The 25,065-nt window shown below is 30.8% G+C and carries 23 protein-coding genes; 17 read left to right on the top strand and 6 right to left on the bottom strand.

The window, feature by feature from the left end; translation table 11 throughout:
- Positions 1–42 precede the first annotated feature (42 nt).
- Positions 43–1,095 carry an alkaline phosphatase family protein gene (locus B4J88_RS02225; protein ID WP_291066125.1) on the top strand — a complete coding sequence of 351 codons (1,053 nt, stop codon included), beginning with the start codon at positions 43–45 and terminating at the stop codon, positions 1,093–1,095.
- A gap of 123 nt (positions 1,096–1,218) precedes the next feature.
- Positions 1,219–1,512: a hypothetical protein gene (locus tag B4J88_RS02220; protein WP_280050809.1), complete on the top strand. Its 294-nt coding sequence runs from the start codon at positions 1,219–1,221 to the stop codon at positions 1,510–1,512.
- A gap of 100 nt (positions 1,513–1,612) precedes the next feature.
- On the opposite strand, the gene B4J88_RS02215 is transcribed toward B4J88_RS02220, so the two are convergent.
- Positions 1,613–2,296, bottom strand: coding sequence for a LysE family translocator (locus tag B4J88_RS02215; RefSeq protein ID WP_180905536.1), 684 nt, complete (start codon positions 2,294–2,296; stop codon positions 1,613–1,615).
- 41 nt (positions 2,297–2,337) lie between these two features.
- On the bottom strand, positions 2,338–4,497 hold the full coding sequence (rnr, locus tag B4J88_RS02210) for a ribonuclease R (protein WP_291066123.1): 2,160 nt from the start codon (positions 4,495–4,497) through the stop codon (positions 2,338–2,340).
- 278 nt (positions 4,498–4,775) lie between these two features.
- Here rnr and B4J88_RS02205 point away from each other — a divergent pair, with 278 nt between their 5' ends.
- Together B4J88_RS02205 and B4J88_RS02200 are read left to right on the top strand one after the other, a co-directional pair.
- Positions 4,776–5,156: a glycosyltransferase family 25 protein gene (locus tag B4J88_RS02205; protein WP_291066121.1), complete on the top strand. Its 381-nt coding sequence runs from the start codon at positions 4,776–4,778 to the stop codon at positions 5,154–5,156.
- Positions 5,110–5,574: a hypothetical protein gene (locus B4J88_RS02200; RefSeq protein ID WP_291066119.1), complete on the top strand. Its 465-nt coding sequence runs from the start codon at positions 5,110–5,112 to the stop codon at positions 5,572–5,574. Before B4J88_RS02205 ends, B4J88_RS02200 begins: the two co-directional genes overlap by 47 nt.
- 133 nt (positions 5,575–5,707) lie before the next feature.
- On the opposite strand, the gene asnA is transcribed toward B4J88_RS02200, so the two are convergent.
- Complete coding sequence (gene asnA, locus B4J88_RS02195; protein ID WP_038336194.1) at positions 5,708–6,712, bottom strand: aspartate--ammonia ligase; 1,005 nt, start codon at positions 6,710–6,712, stop codon at positions 5,708–5,710.
- A gap of 233 nt (positions 6,713–6,945) precedes the next feature.
- The gene (gene rpiB / locus B4J88_RS02190; protein ID WP_291047401.1) at positions 6,946–7,386 is read right to left on the bottom strand and encodes a ribose 5-phosphate isomerase B; all 441 of its coding nucleotides are present in this window, start codon (positions 7,384–7,386) and stop codon (positions 6,946–6,948) included.
- Positions 7,387–7,928: 542 nt separating this feature from the next.
- Here rpiB and B4J88_RS02185 point away from each other — a divergent pair.
- From B4J88_RS02185 to B4J88_RS02175, 3 genes are all read left to right on the top strand, one after another.
- Entirely contained in the window at positions 7,929–9,119 is a 1,191-nt protein-coding gene (locus B4J88_RS02185; RefSeq protein ID WP_291047403.1) for a phosphoglycerate kinase, read from the top strand.
- Positions 9,120–9,681: 562 nt separating this feature from the next.
- A complete protein-coding gene (locus B4J88_RS02180; protein ID WP_291066117.1) occupies positions 9,682–10,833 on the top strand; it encodes an ATP-binding cassette domain-containing protein in 1,152 nt (383 codons plus the stop codon).
- Positions 10,834–10,845: 12 nt separating this feature from the next.
- The gene (locus tag B4J88_RS02175) at positions 10,846–12,591 is read left to right on the top strand and encodes a hypothetical protein (protein ID WP_291066115.1); all 1,746 of its coding nucleotides are present in this window, start codon (positions 10,846–10,848) and stop codon (positions 12,589–12,591) included.
- A 223-nt stretch (positions 12,592–12,814) separates the two neighbouring features.
- Here the strand turns inward: B4J88_RS02175 and B4J88_RS02170 are convergent, their stop codons facing one another.
- Both B4J88_RS02170 and B4J88_RS02165 read right to left on the bottom strand, forming a co-directional pair.
- Positions 12,815–13,255 carry a hypothetical protein gene (locus tag B4J88_RS02170; RefSeq protein WP_291050891.1) on the bottom strand — a complete coding sequence of 147 codons (441 nt, stop codon included), beginning with the start codon at positions 13,253–13,255 and terminating at the stop codon, positions 12,815–12,817.
- 222 nt (positions 13,256–13,477) lie between these two features.
- Entirely contained in the window at positions 13,478–14,083 is a 606-nt protein-coding gene (locus tag B4J88_RS02165; RefSeq protein WP_038336180.1) for a hypothetical protein, read from the bottom strand.
- A gap of 261 nt (positions 14,084–14,344) precedes the next feature.
- On the opposite strand from B4J88_RS02165, the gene B4J88_RS02160 reads away from it, so the two are divergent.
- From B4J88_RS02160 to B4J88_RS02115, 10 genes are all read left to right on the top strand, one after another.
- Positions 14,345–15,346 (top strand): AAA family ATPase, encoded by a 1,002-nt coding sequence (locus tag B4J88_RS02160; RefSeq protein WP_038336178.1) that lies wholly within the window; start codon positions 14,345–14,347, stop codon positions 15,344–15,346.
- A gap of 25 nt (positions 15,347–15,371) precedes the next feature.
- Positions 15,372–16,244: a DUF58 domain-containing protein gene (locus B4J88_RS02155; RefSeq protein WP_125350567.1), complete on the top strand. Its 873-nt coding sequence runs from the start codon at positions 15,372–15,374 to the stop codon at positions 16,242–16,244.
- Positions 16,244–17,209 (top strand): BatD family protein, encoded by a 966-nt coding sequence (locus B4J88_RS02150; RefSeq protein WP_291066113.1) that lies wholly within the window; start codon positions 16,244–16,246, stop codon positions 17,207–17,209. The genes B4J88_RS02155 and B4J88_RS02150 overlap by 1 nt, the downstream gene beginning before the upstream one ends.
- 2 nt (positions 17,210–17,211) lie before the next feature.
- Positions 17,212–18,228, top strand: a complete 1,017-nt coding sequence (locus B4J88_RS02145) for a vWA domain-containing protein (protein ID WP_291066111.1) — start codon at positions 17,212–17,214, stop codon at positions 18,226–18,228.
- Positions 18,228–19,238 (top strand): vWA domain-containing protein, encoded by a 1,011-nt coding sequence (locus B4J88_RS02140; RefSeq protein ID WP_291066109.1) that lies wholly within the window; start codon positions 18,228–18,230, stop codon positions 19,236–19,238. Before B4J88_RS02145 ends, B4J88_RS02140 begins: the two co-directional genes overlap by 1 nt.
- 17 nt (positions 19,239–19,255) lie before the next feature.
- Positions 19,256–20,122 (top strand): tetratricopeptide repeat protein, encoded by an 867-nt coding sequence (locus tag B4J88_RS02135; protein ID WP_291066107.1) that lies wholly within the window; start codon positions 19,256–19,258, stop codon positions 20,120–20,122.
- Positions 20,122–21,915 carry a BatD family protein gene (locus B4J88_RS02130; protein WP_291066105.1) on the top strand — a complete coding sequence of 598 codons (1,794 nt, stop codon included), beginning with the start codon at positions 20,122–20,124 and terminating at the stop codon, positions 21,913–21,915. The genes B4J88_RS02135 and B4J88_RS02130 overlap by 1 nt, the downstream gene beginning before the upstream one ends.
- Before the next feature lie 158 nt (positions 21,916–22,073).
- The gene (locus tag B4J88_RS02125; protein WP_221855683.1) at positions 22,074–22,700 is read left to right on the top strand and encodes a hypothetical protein; all 627 of its coding nucleotides are present in this window, start codon (positions 22,074–22,076) and stop codon (positions 22,698–22,700) included.
- Positions 22,701–22,766: 66 nt separating this feature from the next.
- On the top strand, positions 22,767–24,287 hold the full coding sequence (locus B4J88_RS02120; protein WP_291066102.1) for a histidine kinase: 1,521 nt from the start codon (positions 22,767–22,769) through the stop codon (positions 24,285–24,287).
- 6 nt (positions 24,288–24,293) lie between these two features.
- Positions 24,294–25,046, top strand: coding sequence for a LytR/AlgR family response regulator transcription factor (locus B4J88_RS02115; RefSeq protein ID WP_291064310.1), 753 nt, complete (start codon positions 24,294–24,296; stop codon positions 25,044–25,046).
- Positions 25,047–25,065: the final 19 nt, after the last annotated feature.

Genomic DNA, 25,065 nt, shown 5'->3' with positions numbered 1-25,065 from the left:
CATATCGATGCTTTTCCTATTTTTATAAGAAATTATAATCACATGAAGTATACATTTCTTATTCTTGCCTTATTCTCAAATTTTTTATTTGCTCAAGAACCGAAAGTTATTTTGGTAACGTTGGATGGTGTTCGTTGGAAAGAAGTTTTCCGAGGAGTTGAAAAATCAATTTTAAATGATAAAAAATACAACTCACTTATTGTCCAAACTAATGAAAAATATTGGACAGAAGATTCTATAAAACGTCGCGAATTATTGATGCCTTTTACATGGAAAACGATTAAAGAAAAAGGAGTTATTTTAGGAAATCGTGATGAACAAAACTTTGTTAATTTGACCAACAAAAGATTATGGTCTTATCCTGGATACAACGAAATAATTACAGGAAAAGCTGATGATGAGCGAATTAAAAATAACAAAGATATTCCGAATCCTAATGTTTCAGTTTTTGAAATTGCAAATCAGCAAAAGAATTTAAACAATAAAGTAATGGCTTTTGGAAGTTGGAGAATGTATACAAATATTTTCAACCAAGAGCGTTCTAAATTGTTTGTAAATGCTGGATATCAAAATAGTTTTAATCAAAATAAATCTGAACGAGAATTACTAATAGAACGTTTTCAGTTAGAAACACCAAGACAATGGTGGGGAACTAGATTTGATATTTTTACGCACGAATTTGTCTTAGAAGCCATGAAAAATCAGAAACCTAAATTACTTTTTATAGGTTATGGAGAAGCGGATGATTACGGGCATGATGAAGATTACGATCAATATATTACTTCAATAAACCGCAATGATAGAATGATTGAGGAATTATGGAATTATGTACAAAGCGATCCATTCTATAAAGATCAAACAACTATTATTGTAACAACTGATCACGGACGTGGAAATGGAAGACAATGGACAGAACATTATGATGAAATTCCTGGATCGGACGAAGGATTTATTTTGCTGATTGGAAACAGAATTAATCCTAAAAATTTCAAACAAAACCAAACTTATCTCAATCAAATTGCCTCTACTATTGCTGATTTGATGAAAGTAAAAACATGGAATTATAAAGATTCTGGAAAATCTCTTTTGAAGTAAATTTGGCAGATTTGGATATACTCTTCTAACAACAAAATGCGACTTACAGAGCATTTTAAAACTCGATTTTACTTATTCAAAACGGCACTATTTCAAACACAATAATTTAACCTAAAAAAATATATGAACAATCTTTACACAAGATCAGGAGGACTTATAATAGGTTCTATTAGAATCTCAAGTTTACTTGCTCAAATAAATATTTATGAAGACAGGTTAATAATAAATTATTTGTTTTTCTTTAAAATAATCCTTTTAAAAAAAGATATTATAGATATAATTGCATCTAACGATTTTTTTGAAAAAGGAATTAAAATTCTTCATAAAAGCCCTAAATATGATTCAAAAATAATTTTCAGAGTTTCTAATCCTAATAAATTAATAGAAGAAATAAAAAAAACAGGTTTTATGAATTAATGATAAAATATTTATTTTTATTTCTCTACTATTGAGGATTATACAAATAAAAATATTATAAACAAAAAAAGCTCATTCATTGAATGAGCTTTTTATATTTTTAACTTGTTTGTTCTTGATTAATGAGCTGATTCTCTATTTTTTGATCGATTTCTTTAAAGAATCCGAAACCTTTTAGGATAATGATTAATCCAAAGATTAAAAGACAAATTCCAACTCCTTTTCGTACCATAAATACTTTTTGATCGGTAAAACGTTTTTGAAGTTTTCCTGCCAAAAATATTTTTCCCAAATCTATTACAAAATAGGTGGTCAAAACAACGCCCATGTAAAGCATAAAATCGCTTGGATTTGGATATTGAATCATAATTGAAGAGACAATTACAAACCAAAAAACAATGACACCGATATTCAACAAATTCATAATGAATCCATTGATAAACGTTCTCAAATAATTGTTGCTTACAAATCCTGCTTCGCCTTCTATATGTAGCTTTGGTTTAGAGAAATACATGAAAATTCCGTAAATCAATACAAAGAAACCTGCAATGATATAAATACGGTAAAACTTTGGATGATTGGTCACATAATCTGTAAAATCTTTACTTCCATAATAGGCTGCTGCAATACACAAAATATCGGCTGCAATAACTCCTAAATCTAGAACTACAGCGGTTTTCCAACTTCTACGCAAACTGGTTTCAATAAGTAAGAAAAATACAGGTCCAATAAGAATTGTACTTAACAAAAAACCTATTAGTATGGCCGAAAATATTATTTCCATAACATAATTAAGGTCTGCAAGATAAGTCTAAAATATGAAACTTAAGCATCAACTAATTCAAAATCTAATTGCTTCTTGATTAAATCAGCATTTAAAACTTTGATTCTAACCGGACTTCCTAACTGATATTTAACACGTGTGCGTTTACCTATTAAAGCATGATTTTTTTCGTCAAAAACAAAATGATCACCTTTCATAGCACGAGAACGAATCAAACCTTCGCAACGCGTTTCTGGAATTTCAACAAAGATTCCATAATCTTGTACACCTGTAATAAAAGCATCAAAAGTTTCGCCAACAAATTGCTCCATGTATTTTACTTGCATATATTTTATTGACTCTCGCTCTGCTTCTGCAGCAATTTTTTCGCGAGATGAACAATGTTTTGCTTTATCTTCGTAAACAGCCGCTGCAGGAGATTTTTTACCATCTAAATAATCTTGCAACAAACGGTGCGCAATCATATCTGGATAACGACGAATCGGCGATGTAAAATGCGTGTAATAATCGAACGCTAAACCGTAATGTCCTATATTCTCTGTTGTATATTTTGCTTTCGCCATTGTTCGCATTGCCAAAGTTTCAACCATATTTTCTTCTGGTTTTCCTTTCACTTCTGCTAACAACTTATTCATAGAATTGATAGTTGTTTTACGATCTCCAATTTCTAATTCGTAACCAAATTGGCGAATAAAATTCTTTAAGTCTAATAATTTATCTGGATTTGGATCATCGTGAACACGATAAATATAAGTGTTCGCATTCTCTTTTCCATGTTTATCTAAACTAATGAATTCAGAAACTTTTTTGTTACATAATAACATGAATTCTTCAATCAATTTATTCGAATCTTTCGAAATTTTGAAGAAAATTCCTTGCGGATTATGCGTTTGATCTAAATCGAATTTTACTTCAACTTTATCAAAATTAACCGCTCCATATTTCATACGCTTTTGACGCATTGTTTTTGCTAAACGATCTAAAGTCAAAATTTCATCTTTAAAATCTCCATCTTTTCCTTCGATAATTTCTTGCGCTTCTTCATAAGTAAAACGTCTGTCCGAATGCGTTACTGTCCGACCAAACCATGTTTTTACAATCTTCGCATTATCATCCATTTCAAAAACTCCCGAAAACGTATATTTATCTTCGTTTGGACGCAAAGAACACGCAACATTCGACAACACTTCTGGCAACATTGGCACTACTCTATCCACCAAATAAACAGAAGTTGCACGCTTGTATGCTTCTTGCTCGATCAACGAACCTGGACGAACATAATGCGTAACATCAGCAATGTGAACACCAATTTCCCAGTTACCGTTCTCTAATTTTCGTATTGATAAAGCATCATCAAAATCTTTTGCATCTTTCGGATCGATTGTAAATGTCGTTATATTTCGCATATCTCTACGACGAGCTGCCTCGGCTTCATCTATCGAAGTATCCAACTGATTTGCTTCTTCTTCAACTTCCTCTGGAAATTGAGCTGGCAAATCGTATTCTAACAAAATTGCATGAATTTCTACATCCGTATTGTCTGGACTACCCAAAATTTGCGTGATTTCACCAAATGGTGAATTAGATCCTTCTGGCCAATTTGTTAATCGAACCACAACTTTTTCTCCTGGTTGAGCATTTTTAATTTTCTCTTTCGGAATAAAGAAATCGTGGTTACCATTTTGCATCGTTACAAAACCAAAATTTCCGTTCTTTCCTAACTCGAAAATTCCTGTAAATTCAGTTTTATTACGCTCGATAATTTCTACAATTTCTCCGTCTGCTCTCGATTGATTGGCATGTTTTTTTGGATAAACATATACGCGAACCGTATCGCCCATTAAAGCATTTCGCGTTTTTCCTTTTTGTACAAAGACATCTTGTTCAAGACCATCAATCATAATATAAGCGCTTCCCGAAGAAGTCAAATCCGCAATCCCAACCATATAATCATTGGTTGCATTGATTTTGTATTTTCCTCTTTCTACTTCAGAAATCTTTTTGTCAGCTAATAAAACATTCAAATTCTTAATCAATAATTCTGTATCAATTCGATTTGTTAGGTTTAAAGCTGCTGCAATTTGTTTATAATTTAAAGGTTTATTCGGATTTTGAAATAAAACTTCGATGATAGACTTCGTAAACTTTGTTATGTTTTTGTCTTTTTTCGCCTTTGTATTTTTAAAATTTCTTCTTGGCATAATTTGTTTTCTGTAAAATCTCTTCTTGTTTTTTCGAGATTTATTTTAAAATAGTTAATAAATAAACATCTTAATTATTTGATTATCAAATTATTTTTAATAACTATTGATAAGATGTTAATAAACAACATAACCACTGCAAAGGTAATATATCCTTTTTCTAAAATAACAATTTACAGCCAATTCTATGTTACGGAAAGGATAAGATTACTTGTAATGTTTTGATTTATTGCGAAAATTGAGCCAAAAAAGCTATTTTTGCATTGATAATTAATTGAATGAAAACTAAACCATTATACCAGACCTACTTGATTAATCTTGATCGAGCTACGGATCGGCTTGAATTGATGCAAAAAGAATTCGAAAAATGTGAGATTACTTACGAAAGAATTTCTGCTGTAGATGCCAAAACTTTGGATTCGCCAACCTATAAAGTAAAAAATAAATATGACCGAGATTTAGTTCCTGGAGAAATTGGTTGTTATTTGAGTCATGTGAAAACGCTAGAAACTTTTTTGACTTCTGAAAATGATTTTGCTTTGATTATAGAAGATGATGCAATTTTGGTTGATGATTTTAAATCTGCTATCGAAAAAGCCATGAATCAATATAATGAATTTAGAAGTGAAGGATCATTGGGATATTTTGAAGTTATTTAATGGAAAACGAAAACATATAAAAATTGCTGATGTGGATAATAAATACATTATTGGTGCTTGTGGAACAAGTATTCCAATCACAACAATTGCAGCCATTTGGACAAGAAAGGCCGCCGAAAAATTTTTGAATAAAATTAAAATGCCACTACCTATGATTCAACGTCCAATTGATTGTGATTTGCAGCATGCTTGGGAATTTGATTTAAGAATTTACAACCTTCTTCCATCGCTTGTTAAACCAGCTCCAGTAGAAACGCAAATTCAGATTAATCGCAGTTTAAGAAAGTCTAAATTTCCAAAACAAATTCAATACGAATTGAATCGATTATTTCCTAAATATTTCTATTTGATTAATCATTATGGTTTCAAAAAATTCTATGATAGTTTTATTGCAAAGAAAAACGAACGTATTTCTTAGTTAACAATTATTACACCTATTAAATTGCTTAATTAAACCTAATTAACAAGCTTTATCAACAGTTATAAACAATGTTAATTTCTATATAAGATACAAAAAAAGCAGTTTCAAGACTTTGAAACTGCTTTTTCATTTATAATAATTCGATGCTTTCTTCTTTTAATTTTTCTTTTACTTTTCCGTCCCAAATACTCGCTTGTACTTCGCCAATGTGTCGAGATTTCAACATAAACATACACATACGCGATTGTCCAATTCCACCTCCAATTGATTCTGTTAACTGATCATCTAACAACATCGAGTGAAATAATAAATTTTTACGATCCGAAAAATCTCTAATTTCTAATTGTTTGGTCAAAGCTTCTTTATCTACACGAATTCCCATCGAGGATAACTCGAAAGCAGATTCTAAAACAGGGTTCCAAACTAAAATATCACCATTAAGACCTCTAAAACCAGCACTGTTTTCTGTACTCCAATCGTCATAATCAGCAGCACGTGCATCGTGTAATTCTCCATTACTCAATTCTCCTCCAATTCCGTAAATAAAAACAGCTCCAAATTCTTTACAAATTGCATTTTCTCTTTCTTTCGGCGTAAGAGTTGGATATTTCTGTAATAAATCTTCAGACGAAATAAATGTAATTTGTTCTGGTAAAACAGCTTTCAATTGTGGATATTTTGCTTCTACATTTTGCTCCGTTTTTTTAATAACTTCATAAATCGATTTTACTGTCGAAAAAAGATAATCCAATTGGCGATCTTGCGGCACAATTACTTTTTCCCAATCCCATTGATCCACATAAATAGAGTGAATTGGCGAATAATCTTCGTCTGGACGCAAAGCGCGCATATCTGTTATAATTCCTTCGCCTGGCTCAATTTCTAATTCTTTCAAACGAATACGTTTCCATTTTGCCAAAGAATGTACAACTACCGCATTTTTATCATTCAAAGATTTTATAGGGAATTTTACAGGTCTTTCGATACTATTCAAATCATCATTAATACCTGTTCCATCCAAAACTACCAATGGTCCAGAAACTGGAATAATGTTTAATTCTTTTTGTAATCCTTTCGAAAATTCTTCTTTTACAAAAGAGATTGCTTGTTCTCTACGTAATAATGCTCTGCTCATCTTTTTAATCTTTAAATGATTTGTTTTTTTAACTGATGTAAAAGTAGAACAGCTAAAATCAATAAATATACTATTGACTTAAATTGGTTTAAAAATATTTAATTTTAAATATAAAATATTGTTTATAGTTAACTATTTAAACTTTATAATAGTTTTAAATTTAATTTTTAAAATAAAAATCGGTAAACTCTAACGAATTGACCGATTTTATATCTTATAATAGATGTATAAAATTATCCGTTGTATGAACAAGCAATTTTATCTACGCGTCCTTGGTGACGACCACCTTCAAATTCTGTTGCTAAAAATGTATTCACAATTTCTTCTGCATATTCATACGCAATAAAGCGTGCAGGTAAAGTTAACACATTTGCATTATTGTGTTGACGAGCTAACTTGGCAATATCCATCATCCAACATAATGCAGCACGAATTCCTTGGTGTTTATTTGCAGTCATTGTAACGCCTTGCGCACTACCACAAATCAAAATTCCGAAATCTGCTTTTCCATCTTCTACAGCTTGTGCCGTTGGGTGTGCAAAATCAGGGTAATCAACACTCGCTGTTGAGAACGTTCCAAAATCCTCAACCTCATATCCTTGACTTGTTAAAAAGGGTACTAATTTTTCCTTATAATCGAACCCAGCATGGTCCGCTCCGATTGCAATTTTCATTTAATTAACAGGTGTTTTTGTTGTTTTTGTTTAAATAATTGTAAATCAAATGTTAAGTAAAAGTAACAACTTGTTAAAAGATGATTGAATAAAACTAATAACTTTTCGAGAGAAAAATTTGGAAATCTGATTCAAAAAATCAATTAGAAATAAATCAATACAAGTCAAGTAAAACTTTTCATTTTGGCATAAAAGATTTACACATCGTTATGAATAGTTTTCACAAAACATCTTGCTAACAAAAGTTGTTTATCAACCAAAATGATAAATTGTTGATAGAATATCTAACTCTTTCATTACAAAACAAAATTACAAATAATAGCTTGTTAATTGCTATTAAATAAAATTTATCTCACTTTAGTTATCCACATATTAACAGTGCTAATAATAGTAACATTTTTTTCTTTTTTTAAAATTTAAAAATTAATTAAACTATATATATTATTATGAATTGTTAATAGTTGAAAATTGTATTGAATGATTTTAAGTCTCAAAATGAAAGTTTGATTACTTTTGTGTAGTTCAAAATTTCAAATCAAAATATGAAAACAATCAACGACTACAATTTCGAAAACAAGAAAGCATTGATTCGTGTTGACTTCAATGTTCCGCAAGACGAAAATTTAAATGTGACAGATGATACACGTATTAGAGCTGCAAAACCAACGATCGACAAAATATTGAAAGATGGTGGCGCTGTTGTATTAATGAGTCATTTGGGACGTCCTAAAGGCGAATTCAATGATAAATATTCATTAAAACATATTGCATCAAAAGTTTCAGAAATTCTTGGCGTTGATGTGATCGTTGCGAATGATGTTATTGGCGATGATGCGAAACAAAAAGTAAGTAATCTAAAACCAGGCCAAGTTTTATTATTGGAGAATGTTCGTTTCCATAATGAGGAAGAAGCTGGAGATAAAGACTTTGCAAAATCATTGGCTCAATTTGGAGATATTTATGTGAATGACGCTTTCGGAACAGCACACCGCGCACATGCTTCGACTGCAATTATTGCTGAATTTTTCCCGGGAAATAAATGTTTTGGTTTGTTAATGGAACAAGAATTAACAGCTATTAACAAAGTGTTAGATGATGGTGAAAAACCTGTAACAGCGGTACTTGGAGGAGCTAAAGTGTCTTCTAAAATTACGATTATCAACAATATTTTACCAGTTATTGATAACTTGATTATTGGTGGTGGAATGACGTATACATTTGTGAAAGCAAATGGAGGAAAAATTGGAAATTCGTTGGTAGAAGATGATAAATTAGATTTAGCGAAAGAAATTTTGGCTGAATGTGAAAAACATAATGTAAAAGTTTATTTACCGGTTGACAATGTAATTGCTGATAATTTCAGTAATGATGCAAATACACAAACAGTTCCTTCGGATCAAATTCCTGATGGATGGATGGGAATGGATGTTGGTGAAGAATCGTCAAAAGTTTTTGCAGATGTAATTAACAATTCGAAAACAATTCTTTGGAATGGTCCTTTAGGTGTTTTTGAAATGTCAAATTTTGCAAAAGGAACTATTGCTTTAGGTAATGCAATTGCTGAAGCTACGGCAAACGGCGCTTTCTCGCTTGTTGGTGGTGGAGATTCTGTTGCTTTCGTAAAACAATTTGGTTACGACGACAAAGTAAGCTACGTTTCTACAGGAGGTGGCGCAATGTTAGAATCGTTGGAAGGTAAAGAATTACCAGGAGTTGCTGCGATTTTAAAATAAGAAAAGGAAAAAAATACTTAAAATAGTAAAAAATTAAGTCGAGCATTTGCTCGACTTTTTTTGTCTTAATTGTTAAGCTGAATTTATTTCAACTTCTCATCTTAATGATTAGGTTCTTCACTTTGCTGTCGTTTCGTTCAGAATGACATTTTTTTTTAGCATCAAATTTTCTGCCATTCCAACGTTAGGAGGAATCTCAATGATTCTAAAATTGTTAATAGTAATCACTTGTTATTTAATAAATTAACTACTTTTCAACTGAGTTATAAAAAGAATGTTTATAGCTTGATTAATTACTCAAATTGTTAATAGTAAACTATTAAATATAAATGAATTAAAAAGTTATGAATAGACTTTATTAAAACTTGTGAATAATGATGATTTTAGAACTAAATTGATTTAATAAAGTTAAAATTGTTAATTATAAAAACTTGATAAATAATAAATTAAGAAGTAATTAAGATAGTTTATCAAAAATTGTTGAAACTGAAATCTCCCTACAATTAGCCATTTTATTTGTAGAAAAGGATTGTTATATTCGTAATGATTTAATAATCAATCTATGAATGAATTTAACCAACGACTAAACGAAGTAGAAAATCATTTGCAACACAATGATCTTGATTTGGGCTATCGCCGATTAATTGATTGTGTGTTGGATTTGGGTGAGAAATCTTTTTACAAAGAGATTATCTCCTATTCAGATCTTTATTACAACGAAAATTCTACGAACGAAAATAAAACAACGCAAGCTTTACAATTGGTGGAAAAGTTGAAACAAGCTCCTCCTCCGCACTTTCAGAAAGAAGAAACGTTGATATCAACCAATAATGTTGAAAAAGCTTATTATCGTCGAAATTTTAAACTTCATCCGATCACTTTTGATTTGAAATCACGAGAAGTTGTTGGATTAGTTGGAGAAAATGGAAATGGAAAAACAACTTTATTACGTTTGATTTGTGGTGAATTGAAACCAACTTCTGGCGAAATAAATTATCATTTTTCTAAAGCAAAACCGTTTAGTTTCGAGCTGAAAACAAAATTGGTTTATGTGCCACAACGAATTGAGGTTTTATATGGTTCGTTGATGGAAAATCTACAATTTACCTTGACATGTTATGATATTTACAACGAAGAAAATTGGTTGTTGGCGAATGTTATGTTGGCGCGTTTGGGGCTTTGGCCGTACAAGGATTTGCAATGGCGACAATTGTCGTCTGGTTATAAAATGCGATTCGAGTTGGCGCGAACGTTATTGCGTCGCCCAAAAGTATTGTTGCTAGACGAACCTTTGGCGAATTTGGATATTTTGGCGCAACAAATTATTCTCGAAGATTTGAAATTTTTATCACAATCTATTCGCAATCCTTTTGGTGTTATTTTGAGTTCTCAACAATTGTATGAAGTTGAAAAAGTATCGACAGAAGTTCTCTTTTTGGAGCAAGGAAAGCTTAAAATACAAGGAGATACAAATGATTTGGAAGGTGATTTTACGATTGTTGAAATTGATGTGGAAAACACAAAAGAAGAGTTATTAACAGCTTTATCTAACATTGAAATTAAACAGATAAAATTCAATGGAGGATCGTATATCGCATATTTTGATGATAGAATTTCGATGAATATAATTCTGTCCGAAATAGGAAAATCATTATTGAAAGTAAAATACATTCGAGATATTTCGAAATCAAGTCGTCGCTTTTTTGTCAATTAAAACCAACCAACTATGTTCAAAAAAATAAATCAAACTTTAATTACCAAATATCCATTGATTTGGAATCTGAAATTTATTTGGATTTTGTTGACGGTTTTAGTTTTCAACTTGATTGCATTTATCAATGGTTTTTTGTTTTTTACTAAAAAATCTCAACTGCAAGTAACTGGACTTTATGAAGTGTTTTTCAACTCAGGAATTTTTATTTATTACCTATTAATTGGTGTCATTATCGGCGTTATTTGGTTGTATTTCTATATAAAAAATAATCGTTTCAAATCAAATTATCCAACCTCAAGAAATTATTTGTTCAAAGAATTTTTGGCCGTTTTCTTCATTATATTTTTGATGTTTTATGTACCAAATTCGTTCAAAACTGGTCTTAAATTTCGTGTTTCAAATTATATAACTGAAGAGCAATATTTGAAAGATATCGATATTATCAATAGAGCGCAAGGTTTTACGTTGCAACCAAATTTTGGGTACGATAATTATTCGAGAAATTTGCCTGTTCCAGCTTTTGATTCGTTGGTTTCGGAAAAAGAAACAAGAGAATTATATGAAAAAAATAAGAGAGAATATTTAAGAAAAAATCCAACATACTCATATGATGCTTTTTTGGATCCGTATTTCAGAAATCCTGAATTTGAAACCTTATTAAGAGATTATTTTCCGGATCGATTTAGTTATTCTAAAATTAATTTTAATCAAACGTATCAACCTCTTAAAAAGAATAATTCATCTACAGATTCATTTCAAGAAGAAATGGACTATCCTACTACAGTAGCTGTAGATTCAACTTATGCTGTTGTCGATTCTGCTGCAGTAACATTAAATTCTGGTGGAAAACCAGATGTTTATTACAACTTAGCAAGTTTGTATAATTATAGTGTTTTGGCTTTTAACAATCCGAAAGATTCTACTTTAAATCATCAATTTTATGATGGACAATGGATTGCTTTGTTGCAAAAAAATGATCGAAAAGTAATTGAAAATTTATTGAATAATTATACCGATTTATTAAAAAAGCAAGAAATTGGGTATCAGTTCAAACATAAAAAGTGGATTGATTATTTGCCTCAATATCCGTATTATTTCATTGATCATAAATTGAATTATATTGATCCTTATCAAACTGTAGATAAAAAACTGAATGATTATATCCACCAAGATAGTTTAAACAAAGTGTATGAAAATATTGAGTTTTCGAAATATAGTTCCACTTGGTTAGAACATATTCAGTACTATTTACTAATCGCTTTAGTTATTACCGTTCTTATTATTACATTCAGATTTAGTTCGTTCAAAGTTTGGTTAATTTCATTGATTGGCGCAGGAATTTTGGCAATTTTAGGAAGCGTTTTCGGAATTTCTATCGATGCAAGTATTGGTTATACACAATTCACACCTTATATTATTTTATTTGTTTTTTACATTGCATTTATAGTGACTACACTAATTGGCTTACGTTCCAAAAAATATAAAGTTTTGACAGGTGTTAATCTTAATTGGTTTGTTGCGACCAATATTTTTATTGGAATTGTGATGCTTAGTTTTTACACAGATTTGCGTGAAGAAATGTTATATGAAGCAAATAAACATATGAATATTTATGAGTTTAGACAAACAAATAAAGAATTATTGCTGTTACAAGAATTTGCAGAAATTTTTCTTTACATCAATCCAATTTTATATTTAATAAGTTTTTATTTCATCATCAATCTTTACAAAAAATGGCAAGCAATGCCAGAAGAATAAAAAAAGAAAAGCGAGCTAAATCGGCTCGCTTTTCACTTGATAATTGAATGAAAATGAATTTTAAAAACTACTTTAAAAAAAACTTACTTATGAAATGAAATAACACATTGTGTTAATCAATAATAATTTTTAAACTCACACAAATTTTAAAATATTCTTTCAAAATTTAAATTAATAGAGGTTAACCATCAAAATTTGTAGGTTAACCCTAATTTTTATGATTTTATGCACATTTAGACGAAGGTCTATTTCCTTTCGCATCACGTTTTTTGTGCATACTAAATTTATTAGATTTCATACGCTTTTCACGATCTTGTTTGTATTGATTGAACTGATTTTTGTCTAAAATTTTCTCTAATTTAGTATCAAAATCGTTTGTACCTTTTTCTGGTCGAGAGCCTCTTTCTCCTTTTTGAGTAGAATTTTTGTCTCTGTTTGTAAACTCTTTTTTCATGTCAGAATCTCTACTCTCTAACAACGATTTTACTTTTTTCTTTTGAGCAGAACTCAAATTATATTGATCAAATTCTTTCAATTGTTGATCTACAGTTGGGCGTTCTCTTTGCTCTTTTCTATTTCCAGATCGTTCACCTTGTTGTGGTCTTTCTTGTGCGGATAATGTCATTACCATCATCATGCTTGCTAATAAAAATACTTTTTTCATAATCTATGTTTTTTATAACTAAATGTTAGAATTATATTCTTTTCATTTTTCTTGAAACAAAGTTGCAACACAAAAAAAAGACGTAAAAAATATTGAGGTAAACGAGTGTTAAGTAGCGGTGAAATAAAAGATTTATTAAAATTTTTAACAAAATTGTCAAATTTATTGAATAAAAAAATCCATTCGATAAAGAATGGATTTTGATGTATTTTTTTTGAAAGATTATTTTATTTTTTTCTCTAACATTTTAGAAAAAGTTTTAGCAGTTTTTGCAAACCCTTCTCCAATTCTCGATTCATCACTATAATTATTACCGAATTGAGTTCCTGGAGCTTCTTTATAATTGACAACAAATTTTTTATCTTCAAAATTATTAGAATCAACAATAGTAATAGTTGTAGATACTTTTGCAGCTTGTTTCATTACAAATGCATCCCAACCTGGATAAATCCAATCAACTTTAACAATCATTGTGTAAGGAGCATCTGTAGCGTTTTCAGAGAATGAAATTCCAGTAGATTTTGCACCATATTTAGTTAATAACTCCATAAATTTTGGTTCCCAGATAGACTCTTTTGCACCAGTCCATTTATCATTCCAAATATCTCCATTTCCAGCATTTTTGCCATTTAGATCAACAATCTTTTTTTGAACATATTCTGCTTCTGTAATGCTATCTGCATTAATTTTTAGATTTGAATAGTCAAAAATAACTTTCATTTTAGATTGTCCTTTTAAGAAATCGACAGTACCAGATTTTACTTTCTCTTTTTGAGCATAAATGTTTGAACCGAGTACAATAATGATTAATAATAAATAGTTTTTCATAATAGTTTTAATAAATTTCAGCAAAATATAAATATTCTTTAAATAGTTATTGTATAATCATTTAAAGAAATATTATTTAGAAACGTTTATTGTTTATAAATAGTTTGTAAGTCTTGGAAAAATTTTACTGAAAATAATAATCAAAACGTTTGGTACACTACTTTTGTCTTAACAAAGTTTAACAATATTGTATGAAAGTTTTAATTTCTAAATCAATTGTATTTGTTAATTTTAGAGGAAATTTGAATCAATAATATAAACATTAATTTCAACGAAATTTTGGATATACAACAACTAAACCAACAAATAGAAGCAAAAAGCGAAAGCATTGCAAGGTTGACATCGGAAATAAATAAAGCGATTATTGGACAAGAAAAAATGATTGAAAGTCTATTAATCGGATTACTTGGAAATGGACACGTTTTATTAGAAGGTGTTCCTGGATTAGCAAAAACATTGGCGATTAAAACATTATCTGATGCTGTTGATGGATCTTTTTCTCGTATACAATTTACACCAGATTTGTTACCTGCCGATGTTGTGGGAACACTTATTTACAATGTAAAAGAAAACGATTTTAGAATCAAAAAAGGACCAATATTCGCCAATTTTGTTTTAGCTGATGAGATTAACCGTTCGCCTGCAAAAGTACAATCTGCCTTGTTAGAAGCAATGCAAGAGCGTCAAGTAACAATTGGTGATGAAACGTATCCGTTACAAAAACCTTTCTTGGTTTTGGCAACTCAAAATCCAGTGGAACAAGAAGGAACTTATCCTTTGCCAGAAGCGCAAGTTGACCGTTTTATGTTGAAAACTGTAATTACTTATCCGGAATTTGAAGCAGAACGTTTGATTTTAAGAAATTCGATTAATCAATCTTTTCCAAAAATTGAGAAAGTAATTTCTATTCAAGAATTGTTGGATGCGCGCGAAATGGTGAAACAAGTTTATATGGACGAAAAAATTGAAAAATATATTTTGGATATTATTTTCGCGACTCGTTTTCCAGAAAAAGTTGGATTAGAAAAATTGGTTCCAATGATTTCGTTTGGTTCTTCGCCTCGTGGATCGATCAATTTGGCACAAGCTTCAAAAGTGTATGCATTTTTACGTAAACGCGCTTATGTTATTCCAGATGATGTGCGTGCAATGGCAAAAGATGTGTTGCGTCATCGTATCGGAATTAGCTACGAAGCAGAAGCAGAAAATGTTACGCCAGAAGAAATTATCGACAATATTCTTAATGTTGTTCCAGTTCCTTAAACCACTATTCAAAATCATTTAAACTTTGGATGCAAAAGAAATCATCAAACGTGTAAAACGTATTGAGCTAAAAAGCAAGCGCAAAGCGAGCAACCTTTTTATGGGTGAATATCACAGTTCATTCAAAGGAAGAGGTATGATTTTTAGTGAAATTCGTCCTTATCAATACGGTGATGACGTTCGTAATATCGACTGGAATAAAACGGCTCGATACAGCGAACCTTATGTAAAAGTTTTTGAAGAAGAACGAGAATTAACCATGTTTTTATTGGTTGATGTTTCGAATTCTGAAAACTTTGGAACACGAAAACAAATTAAAATGGAAACAATTGCTGAATTGAGCGCTACATTGGCTTTTTCGGCAATTACTTATAATGATAAAGTTGGTTTGATATTATATTCGGATCAAGTGGAGAAATTTATTCCACCCAAAAAAGGAAAACAACATGTGTTGCGTTTGGTGAGAGAAATTGTTTCGTATGAGCCAAAAAGTAAGAAAACTGATTTAGCAGAGACTTTGGAAACATTTATGAATTTGGTTCGCCGAAAATCAAATGTTTTTATTCTTTCAGATTTTATTGATTCGTCTGATTATGAAAAAGCGTTGCGAATCGTAGCAAAAAAACATGATGTGACTGGAATTAGAGTTTATGATGAAAAAGAACAATCTTTTCCAGATGTAGGTTTGGTTCATGTGCAAGATAACGAAACAGGCGAAATCCGCTTGATAGATACTTCATCGAAGAAATTGCGTCAACAATATGCGCAATATTATCGTGATTTAGATCAACGTTATCAATCTATTTTCAAGAAAAATCATTCAGGCGCAATCAGTATTCGTACCGACGAAGATTATGTTCGCCCATTGTTAAACTACTTTAAAAGTCATAAAGCCTAATGAAGAATTTATTGCTTTTAGTAAGTTTTTTTATCCTTCAATTTTCGTTTGCGCAAGAAATTACGCCAAAATTAGATCGCACGACAAACAAAATTGGCGAGCCAATCCAATATGAAGTAAAAATTGATTACAAAGAAGGAGATAAAGTTGTATTTCCTACGATTTCAGATTCAATTAATCATCACATCGAAGTTTTAGGTCAAAAAATTGACACGGTAAAAACGGATGGAAAATCTGAAATTGTTCAACATTTAGAATTGACTGGATATGATGCAGGGAAATTTAATATTCCATCATTTATCATTCAGAAAAATGGAAAAGATTTAACAACAAAACAACTCGAAATTGATATTCAAGATATTGCAATTGATACAACGAAAAATGCAATTTTCCCGATAAAACCTGTGATGGAAGAAGAATATTCTATTGGAGATTATTGGAATAAATATTGGTTGTACGGCATTATTGCGTTGATTTTATTTATCATCGGAATTGTTTTGGTTGTATTATATGTTCGCGCAAAATCGAAATTATCTGGCAAAGATTCGTACAAAACGCCTTATGACGAAGCGAAAGCAAGTTTAAAAGCGTTGGATGCCAAGAAATATTTGAAACGAGGCGAACAAAAAGAATATTACACGCAATTATCATTTATTGTAAGACGATATTTAGGACGTATTTATAACTTTTCTGCATTAGAAATTTTGTCGGATGATTTAGTAAAATATGTTGCGACAAAACCAGATGTTTTACCAGAAGATGTACAGAAATTCAAACAATTTTTGTTCGATGCTGATTTGGTAAAATTCGCAAAACAAGAGTTTGATGAACCAACAAATACTTCGCACCGAAATTGGGTAGATGAATTTGTAGATCGTGTAAAACCATTAGAAATTCCGGAGAACGAAGATTTGAAAAAAGATCAAGTGACGGGAGAAAAATATAAACAGTTTAATAACAATTAAGAATGCTAAATTTTGAGTTTCAAAATCCTTGGATCTTGCTCTTATTGCTTGCTTTGCCTTTCTTTATTTTCAGAGAAATTCGCAAAACGAGCCAGAAAAAAGCATCCTTAAAATTACCTTCGCTCAAAGCATTTGGAGGTGCAAAAAGTTCGTTAGCGACGTACAAACCACTTTTATTTTTGATGCGAATTATCGCGATGGCTTTGTGCATTGTAGCCTTGGCTCGTCCACGTTATGTAGATGTTACGACAAAAGTAAAATCGGAAGAAGGAGTTGATATTTTATTGACTGTAGATACGTCGTTGAGTATGTTAGCGCGTGATTTGAAACCAGATCGTTTAACAGCGTTAAAAGAAGTTGCAAAAGACTTTTCACTTGGAAGAAAAACGGACAGAGTTGGATTGGTCGAATATTCTGGAGAAGCTTTGACACGTGTTCCATTAACAACAGATCGTGATGTTTTGACACAAGAAATCGAAATGTTACATTCTGGTAGTTTAGCTGATGGAACAGCAATTGGAGTTGGTTTAGCAACAGCTGTTAATCATCTTAAAAATAGTAAGGCAAAATCTAAAGTAGTTATTCTGATTACAGATGGTGTTGAAAGTGTAAATCCTTCTGGAGATTTGATGTATGTTTCGCCGAGACAAGCCGCTGATATTGCAGCAGAGAAAGGGATAAAAGTATATACAATTGGTATTGGAACAAACGGAATGGCGCCTATGCCTGTTGGTTACGATATGTTAGGTGATTATGTTTTTGAGATGCGTCCTGTACAAATTGACGAAAAATTGTTAGAAGAAGTTGCAGATAAAACTGGAGGTTTATATTTCCGTGCAACAAACAATGAAAGTTTAAAAAACATTTATGACGAAATTGATAAACTTGAAAAAACAGAAATTAACGAAGTCAAATATTATAATTATACCGAATTGTTTGCACGATTCTTATTACCTGCATTCATCCTTTTGGTATTAGAAGCCATTTTACGAAGAACCGTTTTTAAAGAATTAATCTAATGCAGTGGGGAGAATTACATAATATTTGGTTGATGATTTTATTGTTTGTCGTTATTTTTCTATCGATAACAGTATTTCAATGGCGCGAACGTGTAAAGAAAACATTTGCAGATAAAGAATTATTTCCATTTGTTTTTCCAATCACATCTTCAAAGCGTTATGGCTTCAAAATCATTGCATTTTGTGTGGCTTTATTTTTAATGGTGATTGCATTGATGGATCCACTTTATGGTGAACGAGATGTGCAAGTAAAGCGCGAAGGAATTGATATGGTTTTCTTGTTAGATTTATCAAGTTCGATGAATGCGCAAGATGTTGCTCCTTCTCGATTAGAAAAAGCAACAAAATTAATCACAGAAACATTACATCAATTAGGTGGAGATCGAGCTTCTTTGGTTGCGTTTGCGGCGAATGCTTATACCATTTCTCCATTGACAAATGATTATGCTGCAATCGAAAGTTATTTGCAAAATGTTAATACTGAGTTAATTTCGAGTCAAGGAACAAATTACTTAAATGCGATTCAGGAAGCTGCAAAAACATTCAAAGGATCGGCGAATACAAGTAAATTAATTGTACTAATTTCGGATGGAGAAGACAACGAAAATACAGTTAATCAAGCTTCTAAAATAGCAAAAGATAACGGAATTCATATTGTATCAGTTGGTGTTGGAACAGATAAAGGAGCTCCAATTCCGATGTATTACAATGGCTACGCCGAAGACTATAAAAAGGACGAAACAGGTTCTATAGTTATTACAAAATTAGAAGATAAAAATCTTCGTGAATTGGCACAAGATACAAACGGAACTTATATTCATTTGGATAATACACAAGATGCATTATCCGCATTTTCAATGTATAAAGCCCGATTAGATAAAAACGAAATTGCTAACTCTACAACAAGAGATATGAATCACGTTTATCAGTGGTTTTTAGCGGTTGCGGTTTGTTTACTTTTTGTGGAATTATTAACATCTGAATATAAGATTTTTAACAAAAAGAAATAGTAAGTTTGTATGGTAAAATGATGTACTTTTTAAAACAAATAGGATTTTTAGGAATAATGCTTTTATCCGTTTTTGGTTATAGTCAATCGAAAGCGAAAAGCTACATTATTGAAGGTAACGAGTATTATCAAAAAGGAAAATTTGATAATGCAGAAGTTGCCTACAAGAAAGCTGCCATGGAAGATCCAACTTCTGTCAAAGCAAATTACAACTTGGGAAATGCCTTATTTCAACAAAAACGCTACAAAGAAAGTATAGCGCATTACAAACGTTCTGCTGAATTATCTAAAACGAATAATGATAAACATTTGGCTTATCATAATTTGGGAAATGCTTTTATGCAGGAAAAAGATTATCAAAATGCTGTTGATAATTACAAACAAGCCTTACGAAATGATCCAAAAGATGATGCTACACGTTACAATTATGCATTGGCAAAAAAGATGTTAGAAAAAGAACGTGAAAAGCAAAAGGATCAAAATAATAAGGATAATAAGGATCAGAATAAACAAGATCAAAATAATCAGCAAAAACAACAGCAACAACAAAATAAACAGCAACAACAAAACCAAAATAACCAAAAGCAAAATCAGAATCAGAATCAATCTCAACAACAACAACAATCTGATCAGCAAAAACAGCAAAATCAAGGAGGAAATCCGAAAGCTGGTGGTGAAAATGGGAACAATAAAGGACAAGGAAACAATCAATCTCCAGAAATCAAACAAGGAAATAATGGAGACGGAAAAGAACAAGATAATGCAAATAATAATTTGGGAGACGGTTTGCTAAAAGCCTTGCAAAATCAGGAAGCAAAAACCCAACGAAAAATTATTCAGCAAAAAGCAGAAAAACAACGAACAACAACATCTAAGGATTGGTAATGACAACGACAAGCGTTTTAAATAGCTTTTTAGTGTTTGCCTTAACGTCTATCACAGCGTTAGCACAACAAATTTCTTTTAAATCTGATGCAGACAAAACGCAGGTCAGTTTAGGAGAAGCATTTAGCGTGGGCTTTTTTATCGAATCTAACACAGATAGTTATTCGATTGATCAACCAATGAAATATCCGCCACACAAAGGATTGCAAATTGTAGGTGAACAACGCTCGCAAAATGTTTCTTATGTGAATGGAAAAGGTGTGATAGAAGAAGGAATTATCCTTGCTTTTGTTGCTGAAAAAGAGGGTAAATATCGCATTGGAGCTGCTAAGATTGTGATTAATGGAAAAACCTATACATCAAAACCTGTCGATGTTGTAGTGAAAGGAACAGGACGGACGCACAACAATTTTAGAAGTAATAATTCTCAACCAGTCTTCCTGCAAAGTAAAGTTTCGAAAACGAACCCTTATGTAAACGAACAAGTTGGTTTATCAGTAAAATTATACGTAAAAGATTTATCTTATCTTAATCGTAAACAAAACTTTCGTCAAGGAAATTTAGACGGATTAAGCCCAAAAATAGTTAAAAGTTCTCCCGAAAATATCAAGCAAGAAATTGTTGGAGGAAAACAATATTTCTCTGAAGAAATTGCACGTTATTATGTTTTTCCTCAAAAACCAGGAAAGATAGAAATCGATCCGTTTTCGGTAGATGTTGTGTTGCCAACAACATATGGTGCAGAGCCTGTAGAAGTGCGTAGTAATCCAGTTGTGATTAATGCAAAAGCGCTTCCAGAAGAAGGAAAACCAAAGAATTTTAGCGGTGCAGTTGGTCAATTTAAAATGAATGCTTCGGTTGATAAAAAAGAAGTTGCTACTAATGAAAGTGTCAATTTTGATGTCGAAATTATAGGTACAGGAAACTTTAATACCATTAATTTACCTGAAATTACAACGCCAAAAAATTTAGAAAAATTTTCGCCGAAAAAACGCGATGCATATAAAACCTATGATACAGGAATGAAAGGGAAAGTTGCTGAGCAAACAGTTCTTGTCCCAAATTTTGGAGGAGAATATACGATTTCGCCTGTAGAATTTAGTTATTTCGATCCTGTTAAAGAGAAATATATAACCTTAAAATCAGATTCGATTAATTTGTCTGTTTCAGGTTCTAAAACTTCTTCTGCAACTGCTATAGCATCTAATTCTCCAGATTCGACAATTTCTGATAAAATAGAAGAAATGACGAATGATGTAAAAGAAGGAAAAAGCGGTTGGTTGTGGTTAACTGGTGGTGTAATTGCATTGAGTGCCGGAAGTTTATTTTTGATGAGAAAGAAAAATAATTCGACACAAAAGCAAACAATAGAACCAAAAATAAAACCGCTTAACGAGCAAAATAATTACGAAGCTTTTCAACCAAAAACAGAAACCCAAAAGTTTACTTTGGTTGAAAAACCAACGATAAATTCGAATCAAATTTCTGCTGAATTAGATGAATTGAAGCAAAAAATAAACGTTGAAGACCAAAAAGATTTTTATCAATTACAAGAAAATATTTTGTGTAATGCCGCGCTATTAAAAACGAATACAGATTTAGCTCATTTTTCTGACGAGGTGATTGCAAATAAATTGATCGAAAATGGTGTGAGCGAATTAGCTGTAGAACAATGGAAATTGTTGCTGAACAACGCACGACAAGCTAAATATGCCCTTGGTGGTTTGCATCAAAATTTAGAAGAAGTTTTCGAAGCAACGCTAAATATTTCCGAAGAATTATTACGAAAATAAATTTCAAGTTTTTTAGATAGTAAAAGGGACAATCTCAGTTTTGAGTTGTCCCTTTTATTTTACAATTCATCCATCATATTTTACAATTCGGTAACATATAATTTCAAACGAAAAGTGTTTGTAAGAACTTTGACTCAACAAATTAAAAAACACAAATGATGAAAACAATTTTCTTAACAAGCGCAATTTTATTCACTGTATCAACTTTTGCACAAAAGAATTTTGAATCAGATATGAATAAAACTTTAACGGAATGGAACAAAGGAAATCATTCTTCTGAAGTTAATTTTAAGCAATTAATAAATGATTATCCAAATGAATGGTTGCCTAAATATTACTTGACTTTTTCTGAAGTTTTGAAAACGTTCGAATCAAAAGATATTGCTAAAAATGAAGAAATTCTTTTGAATGTAAAAACTCAAATCGATGATTTAGTCAGAAATAATCCATTAAATGTAGAAATTCTAAATTTAAAAGCGTTGTATTTAACAGCAGAAATTGTGCAGAATCCAATGCAAAATGGAGCAATTTATTATCCAGAAGTAGTACAAATCTATCAAAAATCGTTGATGTTAGACCCTACTAATCCACGTTCTGTTTTAGGTTTGTCTGAGTTCAATATCAATGCTGCAAAATATAGTGGAATAGATATTACACAAGATTGTAAAAATGTAAAAAAATCTTTAGCTTTATTTGATGCTGAAAAGCCAAAGAATAACGAACCCAAATGGGGAAAAGATCGTGCTGAACTATTGTTGAAAAATGAATGTAAAAACGTACAATAATGATAGCTTTAGTCGCTCAGTTTATTAACGAAATTGTTTGTTGGTTGATTAATTTAATTGCTTAATATGGAAAAAGTACAAAAAATAGGGTTAATTATTTTTTCAATAATTTTTACATTAATTATTTTACTTATAGAATTTAATTTAAATGAACGCAATTTTATAGTCGAATCATCTAAAGATTTAGGAAGAATATTAGGTTATTTTACTAGCTTCTTAATTTTAGGATTTATTATTTACAAATTTGTATATGGAATTATAGTTTCTGACAAAAAGTTAATTGTTCGCAATATTTTGATTCTATTTGTAGTCAATGTTTTGATTTATAGCGTGATATTTTTTACATCGCCAAATGTGTCATTCAATCAATTTTTTCATCCAGAAGCCATCAAATATTTTATCGGATATTTTTCGTTCAGTGTTGCAGCATCTTTTGTAAATACGAGTATTTTTTATGATTTTAGGCAAAATTTACCAGAATCAGCTGATTCACAAAGAATGATAAGAAAGTATTTTCTACGTTCAATTTTTTATACGATGATTTTGTACTATGTTTTTGTGAAATTTGGAAATCAACTTCTTCAAAAATATATTTTTTACGATCAAACGATTAACTATTTTTTGGTTGCGTTAATTACAACATTCTTTTTAGCACTTTTTTATTTTCTTGATAGAAAGAAAAATAAATTAGAACGTAAAATTGTTATCGAATCAACAAAAGCAGAAACAGCAACTGCACAATTCGAAACCTTAAAAAATCAATTAGACCCACATTTTTTATTCAATAGTTTGAATGTTTTAACTGGTTTAATAGAAGAGAATCCAGAGAATGCAATAGATTTTACAACATCACTTTCTAAGATTTATCGATATGTTTTAGAACAAAAAGACAAAGAAGTTGTGTCGATTCAAGAAGAAATAAATTTTGCAAAAACCTATGTCAACCTTCTAAAATTAAGATTTGAAAATAGCATCGATTTCGAAATTGAACAAATAACTTTCTCTGAAACCGAATTTATTGTGCCACTTTCTTTGCAGATTTTATTAGAAAATACAATCAAACACAATATTGTATCTGATCAAAAACCTCTTAAAATTAAAATTTATAAAAAAGATAATTATTTGATCATTGAAAATTCTTTCCAACCAAAAGAAACCATAAAAGATTCGACAGGAATTGGACTGAAAAATATTATTAATCGTTATCAATTAATTTCTAATCGAGAAGTAGATATCGAAAAAAATGAACAAATATTTCGTGTAGAACTTCCCATATTAACACAAAAAAATAAAACTATGAATACACAAAATTTTGACGAACAACAAGCTTATCAACGTGCAATAGAACGCGCAAAAGAATTGAAAAAGTTTTATGCACATTTAGGAACTTATATTGTAATGAGTTTATTCTTTTTTATTCTCAATTTAGTTACAAGTAACGGGCATTGGTGGTTTTATTGGCCAGTTTTAGGTTGGGGATTGGGCGTAGCGCTAAATGCTGTAAAAGTTTTTGCGTATGGTTCTGGTTGGGAAGAAAATAAAGCCAAAGAAATCTTGGAAAAAGAGCAAAATAAAAAGTGGCAATAATCAGTGATGAAAATACTAATTATAGAAGATGAAAAGCCTGCTGCGCGTTTATTAAAGCGACGTGTAGAAAAATTGGGTTATCAAATACATGAAATGTTGCATTCTGTAGAAGAAAGTGTGACGTGGTTGAAAACGAATCCAAATCCTGATTTAATTTTTCTGGATATTCAGTTATCAGATGGGTTATCATTTGAGATTTTTAATCAAGTAGATGTTTCGTCTGCGATTATTTTTACGACTGCTTATGACGAATATGTATTGAAAGCGTTTAAACTAAACTCGGTTGATTATTTGTTGAAACCTGTTGATGAAGAGGAATTGAAGTTTGCTATTGAAAAATTTGAAAGACAATTTCAGCAAGCATCTTCAAGTTTCAATCTAAATGAATTGAAAAGTCTTTTTTCGAATAATCAAACAGAAAAATTTAAAGAACGTTTTTCGATTAAAATAGGAACATCAATCAAAATTATAGAAATCGATAATATCGAATGTTTTTTTAGCGAAAACAAAGCAACGTATATTCATACAAAAGAAAACCGAAATTATTTGGTAGATTTTTCGTTGGATAAAGTGGAAGAACAAATCGACCCGAAAAAGTTTTTTAGAATTAATCGTAGTCAAATCATCCAAATCGATTCGATTAAAGAAATTACAATGTATTCTAATTCAAGATTAAAAATAATTTTGAATACTTACAATGAACAAGATATGATTGTGAGTCGCGAAAAAGTGGCAGATTTTAAGAATTGGTTGGATTAAGAATTGATTTATTGCTTTT

The sequence above is a fragment of the Empedobacter sp. UBA5036 genome, assembly GCF_002415215.1.
GTDB classification, from domain to species: domain Bacteria; phylum Bacteroidota; class Bacteroidia; order Flavobacteriales; family Weeksellaceae; genus Empedobacter; species Empedobacter falsenii_B.
This window is presented reverse-complemented; position numbering and strand designations above follow the sequence as displayed.

What these genes read in the sequence shown, in the direction of transcription:
- B4J88_RS02125 (WP_221855683.1), top strand. Translation starts at nt 22,074, where the DNA reads ATGAAAACAATTTTCTTAACAAGCGCAATTTTATTCACTGTATCAACT.
- B4J88_RS02135 (WP_291066107.1), top strand. Translation starts at nt 19,256, where the DNA reads ATGATGTACTTTTTAAAACAAATAGGATTTTTAGGAATAATGCTTTTA.
- B4J88_RS02145 (WP_291066111.1), top strand. Translation starts at nt 17,212, where the DNA reads ATGCTAAATTTTGAGTTTCAAAATCCTTGGATCTTGCTCTTATTGCTT.
- B4J88_RS02140 (WP_291066109.1), top strand. Translation starts at nt 18,228, where the DNA reads ATGCAGTGGGGAGAATTACATAATATTTGGTTGATGATTTTATTGTTT.
- B4J88_RS02130 (WP_291066105.1), top strand. Translation starts at nt 20,122, where the DNA reads ATGACAACGACAAGCGTTTTAAATAGCTTTTTAGTGTTTGCCTTAACG.
- rnr (WP_291066123.1), bottom strand. Translation starts at nt 4,497, where the DNA reads ATGCCAAGAAGAAATTTTAAAAATACAAAGGCGAAAAAAGACAAAAAC.
- B4J88_RS02150 (WP_291066113.1), top strand. Translation starts at nt 16,244, where the DNA reads ATGAAGAATTTATTGCTTTTAGTAAGTTTTTTTATCCTTCAATTTTCG.
- B4J88_RS02185 (WP_291047403.1), top strand. Translation starts at nt 7,929, where the DNA reads ATGAAAACAATCAACGACTACAATTTCGAAAACAAGAAAGCATTGATT.
- B4J88_RS02120 (WP_291066102.1), top strand. Translation starts at nt 22,767, where the DNA reads ATGGAAAAAGTACAAAAAATAGGGTTAATTATTTTTTCAATAATTTTT.
- B4J88_RS02225 (WP_291066125.1), top strand. Translation starts at nt 43, where the DNA reads ATGAAGTATACATTTCTTATTCTTGCCTTATTCTCAAATTTTTTATTT.
- B4J88_RS02175 (WP_291066115.1), top strand. Translation starts at nt 10,846, where the DNA reads ATGTTCAAAAAAATAAATCAAACTTTAATTACCAAATATCCATTGATT.
- rpiB (WP_291047401.1), bottom strand. Translation starts at nt 7,386, where the DNA reads ATGAAAATTGCAATCGGAGCGGACCATGCTGGGTTCGATTATAAGGAA.
- B4J88_RS02165 (WP_038336180.1), bottom strand. Translation starts at nt 14,083, where the DNA reads ATGAAAAACTATTTATTATTAATCATTATTGTACTCGGTTCAAACATT.
- B4J88_RS02205 (WP_291066121.1), top strand. Translation starts at nt 4,776, where the DNA reads ATGAAAACTAAACCATTATACCAGACCTACTTGATTAATCTTGATCGA.
- B4J88_RS02115 (WP_291064310.1), top strand. Translation starts at nt 24,294, where the DNA reads ATGAAAATACTAATTATAGAAGATGAAAAGCCTGCTGCGCGTTTATTA.
- B4J88_RS02215 (WP_180905536.1), bottom strand. Translation starts at nt 2,296, where the DNA reads ATGGAAATAATATTTTCGGCCATACTAATAGGTTTTTTGTTAAGTACA.
- B4J88_RS02200 (WP_291066119.1), top strand. Translation starts at nt 5,110, where the DNA reads ATGAATTTAGAAGTGAAGGATCATTGGGATATTTTGAAGTTATTTAAT.
- asnA (WP_038336194.1), bottom strand. Translation starts at nt 6,712, where the DNA reads ATGAGCAGAGCATTATTACGTAGAGAACAAGCAATCTCTTTTGTAAAA.
- B4J88_RS02220 (WP_280050809.1), top strand. Translation starts at nt 1,219, where the DNA reads ATGAACAATCTTTACACAAGATCAGGAGGACTTATAATAGGTTCTATT.
- B4J88_RS02180 (WP_291066117.1), top strand. Translation starts at nt 9,682, where the DNA reads ATGAATGAATTTAACCAACGACTAAACGAAGTAGAAAATCATTTGCAA.
- B4J88_RS02170 (WP_291050891.1), bottom strand. Translation starts at nt 13,255, where the DNA reads ATGAAAAAAGTATTTTTATTAGCAAGCATGATGATGGTAATGACATTA.